This is a genomic window from Brevibacterium sp. FAM 24630, assembly GCF_049804075.1.
Classification (GTDB): Bacteria; Actinomycetota; Actinomycetes; order Actinomycetales; family Brevibacteriaceae; genus Brevibacterium.
Genome location: NZ_JBNBZD010000026.1, coordinates 34,288 through 48,003, shown reverse-complemented (window position 1 = coordinate 48,003; position 13,716 = coordinate 34,288). Strand labels below are relative to the sequence as shown.

The following is a 13,716-nucleotide window of genomic DNA, read 5'->3' as shown; positions in this document are numbered from 1 at the left end:
TTCGATGCTGGGGTACCGTACTCCGGCCGAGGTTGAAGCCGAGTACTTCGAGGACAACGAAGTGCTTGCCGATGCTGCCTGATCACTGAACGACCGTTCATCCTCCACAAAAACCGGGACTTGACACAGCGTCGGACACAGTGCGAACTGGCGGCGAGTTGCGTTTTCTGGTCTGTTCGTAGCTACATGGCTATCGTGTGAATCCAGGTCTGGTGGCGGAGTGCCTGCAATTGACTGCCTGCAGCGCCAGGTTTGGACCTAGCGTTCGACGCGCAACCTCCAGATTTACTCTGTCAAACCTTACGAACCGATTGCCAGGTGGTCCTATAACTGACACCTTTCAACTATGTGCGCGTTGATCAGTTGTTCCGCGAGATGAAGTGCAGAGGGAACGACGCATACGCGAAGGCGTCAAGCGGCGTCGTCAAGTGTTGGATGCTGAGCGCTGGTTACGAGAGCTTCGTCTGACATTGGCTGTTCGGTTATGCGTGCACTCGGATTCCATGTGCACACGTTGCACTTGTGGCGCGCTGGGGGAGGCTTGGCCCAGTTTGTCTGCCGAATGAAACGACTCGGAAGGGCGTGCGCCCATGGTCCTCACTGATGACAATGCATTTGAAAGTCTAGCCAGCACTTCGGGAGTGATGTTGCATGTAGGGGCACTGCTGATGCCGCTGCTATAGATTGTCGCGGATGTGTCGATGGGCCATTTTCAGGCGATGTAGCGTGGTACGTGTGATTCGGCGGGGTTACAAGAGCCACGTTCAGGGCACTTTGTCGCCGTAATAAGGACTCCGGGGGTCCTCCAGCGTATGTGTGCGCAACTCCCATTGGAACCAACATGGACTCTTTCGAATCCAGGCTTACCTTCGCTGCGAGTTGAATAACCGGCTCCTATCGTAGAGCAGGTGGTTCGTCGTTTCTTGCTTTCAAGATATTCGGCACGGTTCCGGTAGTGTGTCGGGGATCAATGCTGGTCTCCAGTTGCTATTGGGGTTGGCCGACGACCTGAGCATTGAGGTGTTTTCACCTCTCGGCATCTTCGGGTTGGAGCGCAGGCCCGAGGGAACCTTCGCGAAGCAACGCGGCTGAGATCAGGTGGACTCCGAGTGTGAGGGGAATGGCAGCGAGGGCAGTGGCATTTACTCTCTTATTGGACCCGTTGACTCCCTGTTGTCGGAGGACATATCGAGCCAAGAGCCAATATGGCACGACGATCACTGGCGCAGTGGCAACCCCGGTGGTGTAACCGCGCTTTGCGACACTGTTGGTCATATGAGTAAATCCATGGACTCCGAAGGCTAGTAGTCCGCCGCGAAACCACGGGGATTTTCCGTCGGTCTTGATGCCCGCAACAGCAGACAGTGCAACGGGAACGGCCATGAGACACAGCGACACATTGACATGTTTCTGCGATAGGCCGCGTTCTCGAAGTGAGCGCGGAATGGGGAGACCCCTCGGCAACTGGCGAAAGACTCCGCGGGACGTTGGAGCCATCGTAATCAGCTCTTCTGCGTCGTGCGCTGCCCAAGCTGCGAACAATCCCAGACTAATTGCGGTCGTCGGTTTCATTTTGGTTCTCTACTCTGTGGCGATGCGTAAACCGTGGGTGTTGGTTCTCACGCTAGCGGTGGAGTTCCTGCAGTACAAGCGAGCGACGGTCCACTTCGAACTCGTCGTCAGCGATGATTATCGCGATTTGATGTGATGACGAGTCGAACAATTTCTGCAAACGCGGTCGTTCAACTGGCAGGACTGCGTCGCCTCGGCAGTCGTGAACCAATGCAGAACGCCTGATAGGCCAAAGAAGCGATGCCACAGGTACTCCAGTTTCCGACGGTGCTGCTTGTCTGTGAATCTATCGTATTTTTCAGTCACTGAAGAAGCCGGCTTTGGACTTTCTTAAGGCATCGTTCCCGCCGCCATCTTGGGGCAAATCGCCAGATTGAAAGCCGAGCTTTTGGTAGTTCTCCGAACGATTGCGACTGCTTCGCGGAGAGCCCCCGCCCCTTTTAGAGCGTCGGTATTCGCTGCCCTGCTAGTGGCTGGTGATGCTCAACGACGGTCGAAGAACCAGCGTATAGGACCGCGTTTTATAGCCGATGGGCTCCGGATCGGTTGCACTCCGAAATTTGATTCCAAGTCGGATAGGTGTTGTATGACGTTACGGCCGGCCTGGATGAGTGCTGCAGGATCGGTGAACAAGTGACGAGGTAGCCGGCCAATTGATGATGTGTACGGTTCTCCGGCGAGGGCTTCCAACGCTGTTAAGGACTCTGCCGCCGAATGTGCGTCGTCGATGAGAAACGGCCAGTCCTCGGTGACTATTCCGGAGTAATTTTCGGCGAAGTTTGTCGGATCGATGTAGGAGGCAATCCCGAATGTGTGGAGGAGCGTCCGGTAAGCGATGCGTTCGTCGCAGTCTTCGTCAATTTGGCACGGGGATGTACTGAACGGGCCGCGACGCCACTCAACTTCAGCGGGGACACAAGGAACCTCTAACGCGGCGAGTGCAGCGAGACGGTGGTTGCCGTTGCCATTAATGCGGAATATGTCACCGAGGGGTGATGCGAAGCCGTCGACATTGATGCGTAAGACTCCGTCATCAGAGATCGCACCGTCCTCACCAATTCCCAGCAGGGTGTGGAGGCCACGTTCTTCGCCGTGCTCACTGGCGATGCGCCGTGCAAATTCCGCGATTCCTGTGACCCTGTCAGGGGAGGGGCCACGTTGGGGTTGGCTGGCGTAGTGGGCGCGGTCGCTCGCGTCATGGATGAATGATTGTGTTCCTGGTTCCTTCAGGAGCACTCTGTTGGGGTTGATCCAGCACCATTCGACATCCTGTTGTGGCGTTCCCGCATATGGTTGTCCGAATGATTCATCAGGCAGGTATGGCCGTGGGCGGGAAGCGAATTGAGTGATTCTTTCCGTGAGCTCGTCGAGGCTGGGATTTTCAAGGTGTTGGAGATGTCGGATGAGGAAGGCGTGAGCGATAGGTGCAAATCGTGAGGACGCTGCGATGGCTCCTCCGTTACGCAGGCTGAATCGAGCCTGTTCAAAGGGATTTCTGGCGGGCATCATATGGTCCTAGTTTTTGTCGCAGTGAGTGCCGTTTGTGATGGAGGTGTCTGAAGGGTCCAGAGGCGGACGTTTGCGGAAGCAGAACGTCGGTGGCGCGAGTGTCTATGCGGGTGTGTCATGGCCGCATGGGCCGTATGTCAGTGCCGGGGAGCTTTTCCGAAGTTTCTGTCCAGTTTTCGTCCGGGAGCAGCTGCCATTCGGTGTTGAGATTATGGCGAGGGATTTGGGCGGTGAGATGTTCTCGTTCTGTTGGTGTCCCGCAAGTATGGGCGAGTGCCTCGGTCAGTTGGGAACTGTGGCCGCTGTAGTTCATTGGAGAGTATGCCCACCCGTCGGTGAGTAGGACTGTTGTCCACCCCATAGTGCTGGTGGGTGTGCTGGTTGTGGGCCATGTGGGGACGAGTTCGGATTTCCATGCGACTGGCCATCGCAAGTGAGTCGTCAGCGCGGGGACGGTTGTCCACTCGTGTGCAGGGGGATCTGCCGGTGGACTCTTTCAAGGTGGGGGCGACCAGATGAGCGGTTCGTCGTTGGGCATTCCGTGTTCGTTCTGTAGGTAGTTCAGAGCGTGTGTAAATGCCTGTCGGTATTCATGATGGAAGTTATGTCGTTGATTGGCGAACTTCGTGTAGCTCGGGGAATCGATACTGATCGTGAGGGGCAGGGGAGCGAGGGCGATGTCTCCGCCTGTCAGGACTTCCCAGAAGTGGCGGAGTAGGTCCGGGCTTGGGTCGGAGCCGATGGTCTTCCTGAGTGCTTGTGTCAGTTCGTCGGTGTCTGCGGCGATGACTCGGCGGATTCGGTAGTTGATCGGGGGTGGGGTGGAGAGGAGTCGTGTGAATTGGTGTTCGAGGAGGGCGAGTTGGTCGTGCCAGCACGTTGCGGCAAGTCGTCTGATGTGGGCACGGGCCTGGTGTTGGAGTGTGGCGGGCAGCCCGAGTTCGAGGGCGAGGTGGCTCCATTTGGTTGCTCGGCCGAGGTGGAGGAGGAGCAATGATTCAACTGCTCGGGCACCTGGTGTGGAGTGATCGGTACCGAAACCGGGCCACAGTGTTTGTGGGATCCATTCAGGTGGTGGAGTCAGTGGGACGGTTGAGTGTTCTGGGAGTGTTGTTTGCTGGAGGTCGGGCTGGGAGTGCAGGGAGCTGGTTGACCAGTCTGGTGGGTGTGCTGGCCATGTTCGTGCTATGCGGAAGGCGAGTTGTTTGTTCGCGGAGAGGTGTTGTCGTGTTTTCAGCAGTGACGCGATGAGGATTGGTCCAAGGTTGGTGCCGCGGGCGGTTCTTGGCGGCCCGAGGAGGCCGGTTGTGGCGATGTCGGAGAAGAGGGTGCGCAAGTGTGGGCCCGTGCCGGTTGCGGAATTGAGTTCTCGGTAGGCCTCCCATGCGGTGAGAAGAGTGGTTGTTTGTCCTGCGATCCCGGTGGAGTGGCTGTCGGCGTAGGTGATGAGGGTGGTGAAGAGGTGGGCGTGCTGGTGGTTGGTGATCTGGGACCAGGGACCGAATTCTCTCGTTGCTGTGGGTGAGGTTTCTTGCTCGGCGAGTGCGTTGAGCAGGGTGTGCTGTGCTGTGAGCAGCTCGGATGGAGCCGGATGGGGTGGGGCGCTTCTCAAGTCCGTGTTGCACCAGGGGCGGGTATTTCGGGGTTCGGAGTAGGGCTGTGTCGTTCCGGTGACGCGTTGGGTACAGCGGTGCGGGGGTGCGATGTGTCCGAGCCATGCGGCTGAACGCCATTGGGGTTGCTCACACGTCGGGCACACGTCGTGGAGGAAAATCTGATGGGTGGGGCAGGCGAGTAACCAGTGCTGGTTCCATTCTGTTGACCACACTCCAGTGTCTGTTAGGCACTGTGGGCAGTATCGGCGCGGTCTGTTGGTGGTGGCTGAGGCAATATCTTGAGAAGTGAACGATCTGGGTCCGAGGAGTGGGGCGACGTCGTCCCAATGTTTGGCTAGTTGTGTGAGGGAGCGGTCAGCGGTCTGTTCGGTGGGGACTCCGAGTGCTTGGATGAGTTGGCGGGGCGTGAGTCCGTACCGGTGACTGACGCGCGTGATCCAACTGTGTACTGGTTCGGTAGCGGCTGGTGTGACGGTGATCGGCCATCTGGTCCTGTGTTCGACGGGGATGTATTCGCCGAGTCTTGACCGTCTGCCCGGCTGGTCGTCACTGCTATTTAGATGTGGTTTCGGCAGCATTGTCGATGGTTACCTTCTTGAGGATTTCGTAGGTGATGGCTTCGTCTCCGGAAGAGATAGCAATGGCGCACGCTCGGTCGAGGAGGTTAGTCAGGGATGCGATGTGTCCTTGGGTGCGGTCGTGGAGGTATTCAGAGAGTGCTGTCAGTGCTCCTTCGGTCTTTCGGGCGAGTTTCAGGTGGGCTTCGAACGATGTGAGGAGGCGGTTCCATGCACGTTCCGCGGACTGTGTTGATCGGGTGAAGGGTACGACTGAGCAGGATGTTGTTCTTCGTGCCGTTTGTGACAGGGCGGGGTCACCTCCGGCTCCTTCTTCGAAGTATTGGCGTTGGGCGAGACCGACGCCCACGTGGATGAATGTTGCTGCGGATTCGTTGGCGAACCATTTCAAGTGGTTGCTGACTTCGATGCCGTTGCGGTGATTGAAGTTGATGAAGTGGAGATCGTCGAACACAATGAGTCGGGTTTCGGCGCTGTGGATGCAGTCCATTGCGAGGGTGCCGAGTTCGGCTTTTGATGCACGGCTTGCTGCTGGGTGGCCGTAGAAGCGGAGAACTTTCTGATTGAGTTGTTTAAGCGTCATTCCTGCAGAGAGTGGAATGAATGCGACTGGGAGGCGGGGGTGTCCGTCAGTGGTGGTATTTCCGTACCGTGTGCGTTGCCGGAGATCGAACTGCCTGGCGTAGCTTGAAGCGATCGTTGTTTTGCCCAAGCCGGGCAGGGCGTCGAGAGCGATGGAGCCTCTGACACTGTTGCCATCACGGTGGGCCGAGGCCATGACTTGGTCGATGAGTTCGTGAGCGTGTTTGAGTTGGGGTGTTTTGACGGTGGCGGGGTTGGCGTTCCATATGTTTCTGGCTTGGTTGTAGTCGTCGAGGGTATCGGCATCCAGGTCTGCCATTTGGTTGGGCGTGAGTGTGGGGAAGTCAGGGCGGGGGCCGGCGTTGACGAAATCGATCCAACCGGCTTTGGTTCCGAGGTTGAAGAGTCGTGTTTCGTTGAGGCGGAGCCATTCTGCGTAGGGGTTGCTCATTCGTCGAATACCTCGAATCCTTCGTCTTCGGGGCCGTCGTCGTTGTCGAAGACGTCGAGATCATCGTGAACGTTTGACTTGGTTTTCGTTTTGGTGTGGGTGAGGAGGTCGATGATGCCCGGAGTGGATGCCCGGTCGCGTGGGTCGATTTCGGGGTCGTCGGTGCCCGCGGTTGAGCTTGTGGTGGCGCTGACTTTCTTCGCGAGGTTCTTTGCCCGCCTGTCTGTGACTGCGTTTTCGTGCCAGTCCTTCAGGAGGGTGAGGATGGCGGTTTGTGGGTCGTGGAACGTGTTGTCGGTGATGCTGAGGCGTCGCGTGTAGTCGGCGGCTTCGGAGCTGAACGGGGCATTGAGGTAGTGGGCGTGTTCCCATTCGAGCCGATGCCAAGTTCCATCCGCGGGATCTTTGAAGTGGACCCAGCGGACGTCATCGCGGTCAACGTAGATGGGCCACTTGCCTGCGTGATTACCTGTATAGGCTGACCGGCGTCCCCGGTAGGGGGTGATCCCGATGCCGTCGTAGCGTCTGCCGTTCACCTCGACTCCGTAGTGGTGTATCTGTCGCCATTCGACTTCGAGGAATTCCATAACGATGTCATCGTTGGTCGGAAGTCTCAGAGTTCCTGATTGAGAGATTCCGCGTTCGAACATTTGGTTTGGAGTGAGTTTGATATCGGGCACGTGCGGGTCTCGGAGGCTCGAGTGAGGGGTGTCGTGGTAGATGCCCACCCATTCTCGGATGATCTGTTCTAATTCGGAGACGAAGAGGAACGCTGATTTCTCGACGTCTTTGCCCCGCGAATACACATCTGGTCCTTTGTACGCGGGGAGGTGTTCGAGGAGTGATTGCCGGAGAGTGCGGAAGAACCTTTCGACCACGGCCTTGTCTGTGGGCTGGATAGGGCGTGCAGGTTGCACGTTGATGCCCAAGCGGTCACAGACAGAGAGGACGTGGCGCGACAAGTACGCTTTGCCGTGGTCGACGATGATGCTGTCGGGGAGGAGCTCGTGACTGGATTTGCTACCCTCAGTTGCGCTGACATTCTCGGGCAGTCCCAAGTAGGGCCCTACAGGGGATTCCGGAGATCGTCCCCAGGATTGTGGAGTGACGGTTTGATAGAGCACCGATGCCACGTCAACTGATTGGGCTGCCACGGGACGCAGTGTCAGCCCGGTAATGATTCGCGTGTTGAGGTCGATCCCGACTGTGAGTTCGACGTTGACCCAACGGCAGGAGACGGGTTCTAACGCGAATACGTCGAGGCTATTCGTGTCGAGGACAATGTATTGTCCCGGTCGGTCCGATTGCAGTCGGCTCAGGACGCCCTTCGGGCGACCGGCCACTGAACGACGTTGTTTCGCAGCTCCGAAAGTGTATTGACCTTTGTCGAGTTGTTTCACTCTCACGTAGGCCACCGACCGGGAGGGAGTTTTCGCGTCGGGGTTGGCGGCGACATACGCGCGGTTAGTTTTCGAGATGACTGTGGAGATTGTGGGGTTGGAAGCATCTCGATAGGTTGCCAATACGTCGGAGCAGATGCGATCCCACTCGTGAGTCACCTGGTCTCTGGCGTGGCGTACGAGTCGCGTGTCCACGAGGCCGGCAGGTCCACGTTCTTTGTACCGCTTCTTCAGCCTGTACAGAGTGCTGACTCCGATGCCCAGGGATTGAGCAGCCTTCTTGTGACGCTCCTTTGCCTGTTTGTCCCCGATTCCTGCCTGTAGGAGCGATTCCACGACCCGCGCTCGCTCGGTGAGAGTGGTGTGTTGTGATTCTGACAACGCGTCCAAGAGGGCGCGGTCCGTGGCTGAGAATTCTAGAGAGTCAGGTATCTGCTCGTCTGAGCGTGGTTCGATGTTGGTCGCCCGCCCGATGAGTGAATTGATGTTCGTTTTGCGGATGACTGTCCCGCTTGAGAGCAGGACGGAGTCGGCCTGGAGTTCAGTGACTTTCCATCGCTGCCCATCGAGCCAAAGCGAGTTTCCTACGTTGAGGTCGAGTACGTCATCCATGGGGCGCTTCTAACAGTTGGGTCTGGAGGGAAATCGGCTTTGTGAGGTTGACGTGCCACCGGTTAGCCCACAACAGTGCGAGGACTGCCATCCGGAGGGTGTTTTCGTCGGCTAAGCCGGTTGCAGCCTGCTCAGTCTGGGCAAGCGTCATTTCTGGGTGTCCCAGTGGTTCCAACTCGTCAAGCAGTCTTGGGTGGAGGAACTGTGCTCGTCGGCCGACGGCGATGAACCGGAGGTTGCGCATCAGAATGGGATCTGCGCCTGACCATACTTCGTAGCTCCAGCCTTTCGCCCTACATAATCCGGCGGTCCAGGAGAACTGGTCCTGTACTCGTTTGTCGGAGAGTCTGGTTGCTGGTTTCACATCGACGAGTGTGAAGCTGCCGTTGCTGTGTTCGAGAAGTATGTCGGGGACGTGTCGGCGGAGGTGGGCACCGTCTCGTCCTTGGAGATGGAACGGTTGCGTTGCGATTTGCACGGTGCTGGGGTCGAAGTCTGCAAGCCAGAGCCGATCGAGTTCGAGGAGGCTCTCGTATACGACGGTCCTGTGAGTGGTCGCGAGCCAGAACAGGCCGGGAAAGTTTCTCTGGCCTTTATAGGACGGCGGAAGGCGCACAGGTTCTCCGCTGATCACCTCTTGAGAGCTGATCAGCCCGAGGGTAGTCACTACGAGGTCGGCGTTGCCTGCCGGTAGGAAGCGAACCTCTGTAGTAAGTTCGTCCATCTGTGAATCATGTCACATTATTCTCAGATCGCAAGGACTTATTCTCAAAGAGTTCTTGCATTATCAGGAAATTCTCATTTCGAGCCGGATCCTACAGGTCGTTTCCGAAGATTTTTCGGGGGCGCGGAATAAAAGCCGCCTCAGTTAAGTTGAGTCTGGTGTACGCAACTTTGATGAGGCCGACTTGACGGTTGGAACCTCGAAGAGAATACTTGAGTCCGGTTGGCTCAATGTGTGCGGTCGAGTGGTTCTGACTCAAGAACCGGAGCCGCCCGATCGCACACATTGGAGTCGCAGGAACTCACGATCTGTAAGGAGAGAAAACTATGGCACGTGCAGTTGGAATCGACCTCGGAACCACGAACTCCGTCGTCACCGTCCTCGAGGGCGGCGACCCGAAGGTCATCGCGAACGCAGAGGGCGGTCGCACGACCCCGTCCGTCGTTGCGGTCAACAAGAACGGCGACTCCCTTGTCGGTGAGATCGCCAAGCGCCAGGCTGTCACCAACATCAAGAACACGGTCGCTTCGGTCAAGCGCCACATGGGCACCGATTGGTCCACCGAGATCGGCGGCAAGAAGATGACCGCTCCGGAGGTCTCGGCCCGCATCCTCCAGAAGCTCAAGCACGACGCTGAGGAATACCTGCAGGAGAAGGTCACCGACGCGGTGATCACCGTTCCCGCATACTTCAACGACGCCGAGCGTCAGGCTACGAAGGACGCCGGTGAGATCGCCGGACTCAACGTCTCGCGCATCATCAACGAGCCGACCGCTGCTGCTCTGGCCTACGGCCTCGAGCGCGGCAAGGAAGATGAGACCATCCTCGTCTTCGACCTCGGCGGCGGCACCTTCGACGTGTCCCTGCTGGAAGTCGGCAAGGATGAAGACGACTTCTCCACCATTCAGGTCCGTGCGACCTCGGGTGACAACCGCCTCGGCGGTGACGACTGGGATCAGCGGATCGTCGACTGGCTCGTCGAGCAGGTCAAGAACAACTACGGTGTCGACCTGACCAAGGACGCCACTGCTCTGCAGCGCCTCAAAGAAGCCGCTGAGCAGGCGAAGAAGGAACTGTCCTCGGCCACCAGCACGAACATCTCGCTGCAGTACCTGTCGATGAGCGAGAACGGACCCATCCACCTCGACGAGTCGCTGACTCGCGCGAAGTTCGAGGATCTCACCAAGGACCTCCTCGAGCGCACCAAGGCTCCGTTCCACGCAGTCATGAAGGACGCAGGCGTGTCTGTGTCTGACATCGACCACGTCGTCCTCGTCGGCGGTTCGACCCGTATGCCCGGCGTCTCCGCCGTCGTCACCGAACTCACCGGAGGCAAGGAGCCCAACAAGGGCGTCAACCCCGATGAAGTCGTCGCGATCGGTGCGGCAGTCCAGGCCGGTGTCCTCGTGGGAGAGCGCAAGGACGTTCTGCTCATCGACGTCACCCCGCTCTCGCTCGGTCTCGAGACCAAGGGCGGCGTGATGACGAAGCTCATCGAGCGCAACACCCCGATCCCGACCAAGCGTTCGGAGACCTTCACCACGGCCGAGGACAACCAGCCCTCCGTGTCGATCCAGGTCTTCCAGGGTGAGCGCGAGTTCACTCGCGACAACAAGAACCTCGGCACCTTCGAGCTGACCGGCATCGCTCCGGCTCCGCGTGGTGTGCCGCAGATCGAGGTCGCCTTCGACATCGACGCCAACGGCATCGTCCACGTGTCGGCCACCGACAAGGGCACCGGCACCGAGCAGTCGATGACGATCACCGGCGGTTCCGCACTGCCGGAGGAAGACATCGAGCGCATGGTCCGCGAGGCCGAGGAGCACGCAGAAGAGGACAAGAAGCGCCGTGAGGCCGCCGATGTCCGCAACAATGCTGAGAACCTCGCCTACCAGACCGAGAAGCTGCTCACCGACAATGCCGACAAACTCCCTGAAGAGATCAAGACTGAGATGCAGGGCGACGTCGACGCTGTCAAGGAAGCGCTCAAGGGCGAAGACGAGGACGCAGTGAAGACCGCCTACGACAAACTCGTGGAGAACCAGCAGAAGATCGGCGAAGCCATCTACAGCCAGCAGGGCGGTGCCGAAGGCGCCGAAGCTGCCGGTGAAGGTACCGCCGATGCAAGCGCAGACGACGATGTCGTCGACGCCGAAGTTGTCGACGAAGAGGATGAGGAGAAGAAGTAATGACTGCCGAGGGCAACGACGAGTCGTCCGAGGAGCCAGGCTTCACTTTCAGTGACAAGCGCCGGGTCGATCCGAACACCGGTGAGGTCCGTCCCGAGGCCGACGCGCAGTCGGCCTCGGCCGAGGCCGGCGAGGAGCCGACCGCGGACCCGAATGCCGAACAGGCCGATGCCAGCGACCTTGGTGTGGACATCCCGTCCGATGCCTCGGGTCTCGAGGACATCGAGCCGGAGGCCGAGCCCGAACCGGGTTCGGAGGCAGCGGGATACCTGGCCGACCTCAAACGCATCAACGCCGAGTATGCGGCCTACCGAATGCGCGCCGACCGCGAACGTGAGCGTGCGGCGCTCGGCGGCACGATCAAGGTCGTCGAGGCCCTGATTCCCGTGCTCGACGAGGTCAAGCTCGCTCGCGACAACGGCGATGTCACCGGGCCTTTCGAGACCCACGTGAACAAGCTGGTCGAATCGCTGAACAAGCTCGGCGTCGAGCAGTACGGAGAGGTCGGCGACGAGTTCGATCCGAACATCCACGAAGCGCTCATGCAGCAGCCTTCGGATGAGGTCGAGAATCCGACGCTCTTCCTGGTCATGCAGCCGGGCTACCGGATCGGGGAGCGCATCATCCGCGCCGCCCGCGTCGGTGTCCAGCAGCCGGAGGACTGAGCAACGACCATGATCGCCGAGGCGGCCGCCCGCCCCGCACGCCGGTTCACCGACGTACGGGGCCGGGGAACCGCCTCGGCGGCGGTCCGGATCTTCGGGGCAGTGCCCCGGGGCTGCGGATTGTGAGAGGACAAGTGAATACCGTGATGACAGGATTGATTGGAAGGAAAGGAGGTGCCAGGTGAATACCGGACCTCAGAATGATTGGTTCGATAAGGACTTCTACAAAACCCTCGGCGTCTCCAAGGATGCTTCCGACGCCGAGATCAAGAAGGCTTATCGCAAGCTCGCGCGCAAGTATCACCCGGACGCCAACCCCGGTGATGAGAAGGCCGAAGAGAAGTTCAAGGAGATCGGCCAGGCCCACCAGGTGCTCTCCGACAAGGAATCCCGGGCCCAGTACGATCAGGTCCGCGCCATGGGCGGCGGTGCCAGGTTCAGCGCCGGTTCCGGTGGACCCGGCGGGGCTGCCGGCGGCGGATTCGACGATGTGTTCTCCGACCTCTTCGGAGGCGGCGGACGCACCAGGACCCGCACGACCTACGGCGGTGGGGGAGACGTTCCCCCGGACCTGGCGGATCTGCTCGGCGGATTCGGCGGAGGTTTCGGCGGTGGCGGTTACGGCGGCTACCAGCCTCCGCTCAAGGGCGGCGACATCAAGTCGAGTACGACGCTGTCGTTCACCGAAGCGATCAACGGTGCCTCGGTGAAGCTGAACATGCCGGGTGGGAAGCCGCTGACCGTGCGGACACCGATCGGGGTCAAGGACGGGCAGAAGATCCGCCTGGCCGGCAAGGGCAAGACCAGCCCCAACGGCGGCGAGCCCGGTGACGTCATCCTCACCGTGCACGTAAGCCCGCACCCGGTCTTCACCCGCGATGGTGACAACCTGCGGATTGAGCTGCCGATCAGCTTCGACGAGGCGGCCCTCGGCGCCGAGGTCAAGGTGCCGACCCTGGGCGGAACGCCCGTCAAGGTCAAGGTCGCACCGGGGACACCGTCGGGACGGACCCTGCGCGTGCGGGGCAAAGGTGTGAAGACGAAGAAAGGCACCGGCGATCTGCTGGCGACAGTCGAGATCGTGGTGCCGAAGAATCTGTCCAAGGAAGCCAAACAAGCGGTCGAGTCCTTCAAGGCCGCCACCGAAGGTGAGGATCCACGCGCCGGCTTGCTGGACAAAGCCAAGGCCAGCTGAGGTGGTGAATCACAATGCACATTTCATCGAGTGCGGCGGTGTATGTCATCTCGGTGGCCGCGGATCTGGCGGGCATGCACCCGCAGACGCTGCGGCAGTATGACCGACTGGGTCTCGTCACTCCGGAACGCACTGCGGGCCGGGGCCGACGTTATTCCGGGAAGGACATCGCCAAGCTGCGACTGATCCAGCAGCTGTCGCAGGACGAAGGCGTTAACCTCGTCGGGATCAAGAAGATCATCGACCTGCAGAACCAGGTCGATGCGCTCAAGAGCCGCAACGAGGAGCTCGAGGACGAGGTCCGGGCGCGCAGGTCGGCGCAGGAACGCGATGCACGCGTCTTCGCCGCCGGCACCGTGGGCGGAGACGTCGTCTCGATCTCGCGGGGACGTCGCCCGCAGGGACGTCCGGAACCAGGAGCCCTGGTGCTGTACAACCGGTACCGCCGCGGCTGAGTTGAACGGCACGATTGAGCCGAACGGCGAGGTCGGGTCGGGGCGCAATAGCGAACGGCAGCCATGAACGCCGAGGCGGAGCGCGTACCCTATTGTGGGTGCGCGCTCCGCCTTTCGAATGTGCACCTGATTGTGACTATCAACTTCGCAGATTGGTGCAGATATCGT

Annotated in this window: 10 protein-coding genes and 1 pseudogene; 4 read left to right on the top strand and 7 right to left on the bottom strand. The window is 59.5% G+C overall.

The features are described from left to right. Positions 1–1,026: 1,026 nt before the first annotated feature. The 7 genes and pseudogenes from ACPUD7_RS15720 to ACPUD7_RS15690 form a co-directional block, all read right to left on the bottom strand. Positions 1,027–1,572, bottom strand: coding sequence for an HXXEE domain-containing protein (locus ACPUD7_RS15720; RefSeq protein ID WP_135448039.1), 546 nt, complete (start codon positions 1,570–1,572; stop codon positions 1,027–1,029). A gap of 483 nt (positions 1,573–2,055) precedes the next feature. Next, positions 2,056–3,081: a hypothetical protein gene (locus ACPUD7_RS15715; RefSeq protein WP_135448041.1), complete on the bottom strand. Its 1,026-nt coding sequence runs from the start codon at positions 3,079–3,081 to the stop codon at positions 2,056–2,058. Positions 3,082–3,577: 496 nt separating this feature from the next. Next, a complete protein-coding gene (locus ACPUD7_RS15710; protein WP_425120427.1) occupies positions 3,578–4,075 on the bottom strand; it encodes a hypothetical protein in 498 nt (165 codons plus the stop codon). A gap of 783 nt (positions 4,076–4,858) precedes the next feature. Beyond that, positions 4,859–5,275, bottom strand: a pseudogene (locus ACPUD7_RS15705) (TniQ family protein); the annotation flags it as partial. After that, positions 5,250–6,308 carry an AAA family ATPase gene (locus tag ACPUD7_RS15700; protein ID WP_425120426.1) on the bottom strand — a complete coding sequence of 353 codons (1,059 nt, stop codon included), beginning with the start codon at positions 6,306–6,308 and terminating at the stop codon, positions 5,250–5,252. The pseudogene ACPUD7_RS15705 and the gene ACPUD7_RS15700, both read right to left, overlap by 26 nt. Beyond that, positions 6,305–8,320, bottom strand: coding sequence for a helix-turn-helix domain-containing protein (locus tag ACPUD7_RS15695; protein ID WP_135448047.1), 2,016 nt, complete (start codon positions 8,318–8,320; stop codon positions 6,305–6,307). Before ACPUD7_RS15695 ends, ACPUD7_RS15700 begins: the two co-directional genes overlap by 4 nt. After that, a complete protein-coding gene (locus ACPUD7_RS15690; RefSeq protein WP_135448048.1) occupies positions 8,313–9,044 on the bottom strand; it encodes a TnsA-like heteromeric transposase endonuclease subunit in 732 nt (243 codons plus the stop codon). The genes ACPUD7_RS15695 and ACPUD7_RS15690 overlap by 8 nt, the downstream gene beginning before the upstream one ends. Positions 9,045–9,370: 326 nt before the next feature. On the opposite strand from ACPUD7_RS15690, the gene dnaK reads away from it, so the two are divergent. The 4 genes from dnaK to ACPUD7_RS15670 all read left to right on the top strand — a co-directional run bounded on the left by dnaK (position 9,371) and on the right by ACPUD7_RS15670 (position 13,548). After that, the gene (gene dnaK / locus ACPUD7_RS15685) at positions 9,371–11,233 is read left to right on the top strand and encodes a molecular chaperone DnaK (protein ID WP_425120425.1); all 1,863 of its coding nucleotides are present in this window, start codon (positions 9,371–9,373) and stop codon (positions 11,231–11,233) included. Next, the gene (locus tag ACPUD7_RS15680) at positions 11,233–11,898 is read left to right on the top strand and encodes a nucleotide exchange factor GrpE (RefSeq protein WP_425120424.1); all 666 of its coding nucleotides are present in this window, start codon (positions 11,233–11,235) and stop codon (positions 11,896–11,898) included. The genes dnaK and ACPUD7_RS15680 overlap by 1 nt, the downstream gene beginning before the upstream one ends. A 181-nt stretch (positions 11,899–12,079) precedes the next feature. Further along, positions 12,080–13,093: a DnaJ C-terminal domain-containing protein gene (locus tag ACPUD7_RS15675; RefSeq protein WP_425120423.1), complete on the top strand. Its 1,014-nt coding sequence runs from the start codon at positions 12,080–12,082 to the stop codon at positions 13,091–13,093. A 14-nt stretch (positions 13,094–13,107) separates the two neighbouring features. Then, positions 13,108–13,548: a heat shock protein transcriptional repressor HspR gene (locus ACPUD7_RS15670; protein WP_425120422.1), complete on the top strand. Its 441-nt coding sequence runs from the start codon at positions 13,108–13,110 to the stop codon at positions 13,546–13,548. The last annotated feature ends 168 nt before the right edge of the window (positions 13,549–13,716 follow it).

Coding starts and splice junctions, on each gene's coding strand:
- ACPUD7_RS15720 (WP_135448039.1), bottom strand. CDS start 1,572: ATGAAACCGACGACCGCAATTAGTCTGGGATTGTTCGCAGCTTGGGCA.
- ACPUD7_RS15715 (WP_135448041.1), bottom strand. CDS start 3,081: ATGATGCCCGCCAGAAATCCCTTTGAACAGGCTCGATTCAGCCTGCGT.
- ACPUD7_RS15700 (WP_425120426.1), bottom strand. CDS start 6,308: ATGAGCAACCCCTACGCAGAATGGCTCCGCCTCAACGAAACACGACTC.
- ACPUD7_RS15695 (WP_135448047.1), bottom strand. CDS start 8,320: ATGGATGACGTACTCGACCTCAACGTAGGAAACTCGCTTTGGCTCGAT.
- ACPUD7_RS15690 (WP_135448048.1), bottom strand. CDS start 9,044: ATGGACGAACTTACTACAGAGGTTCGCTTCCTACCGGCAGGCAACGCC.
- dnaK (WP_425120425.1), top strand. CDS start 9,371: ATGGCACGTGCAGTTGGAATCGACCTCGGAACCACGAACTCCGTCGTC.
- ACPUD7_RS15680 (WP_425120424.1), top strand. CDS start 11,233: ATGACTGCCGAGGGCAACGACGAGTCGTCCGAGGAGCCAGGCTTCACT.
- ACPUD7_RS15670 (WP_425120422.1), top strand. CDS start 13,108: ATGCACATTTCATCGAGTGCGGCGGTGTATGTCATCTCGGTGGCCGCG.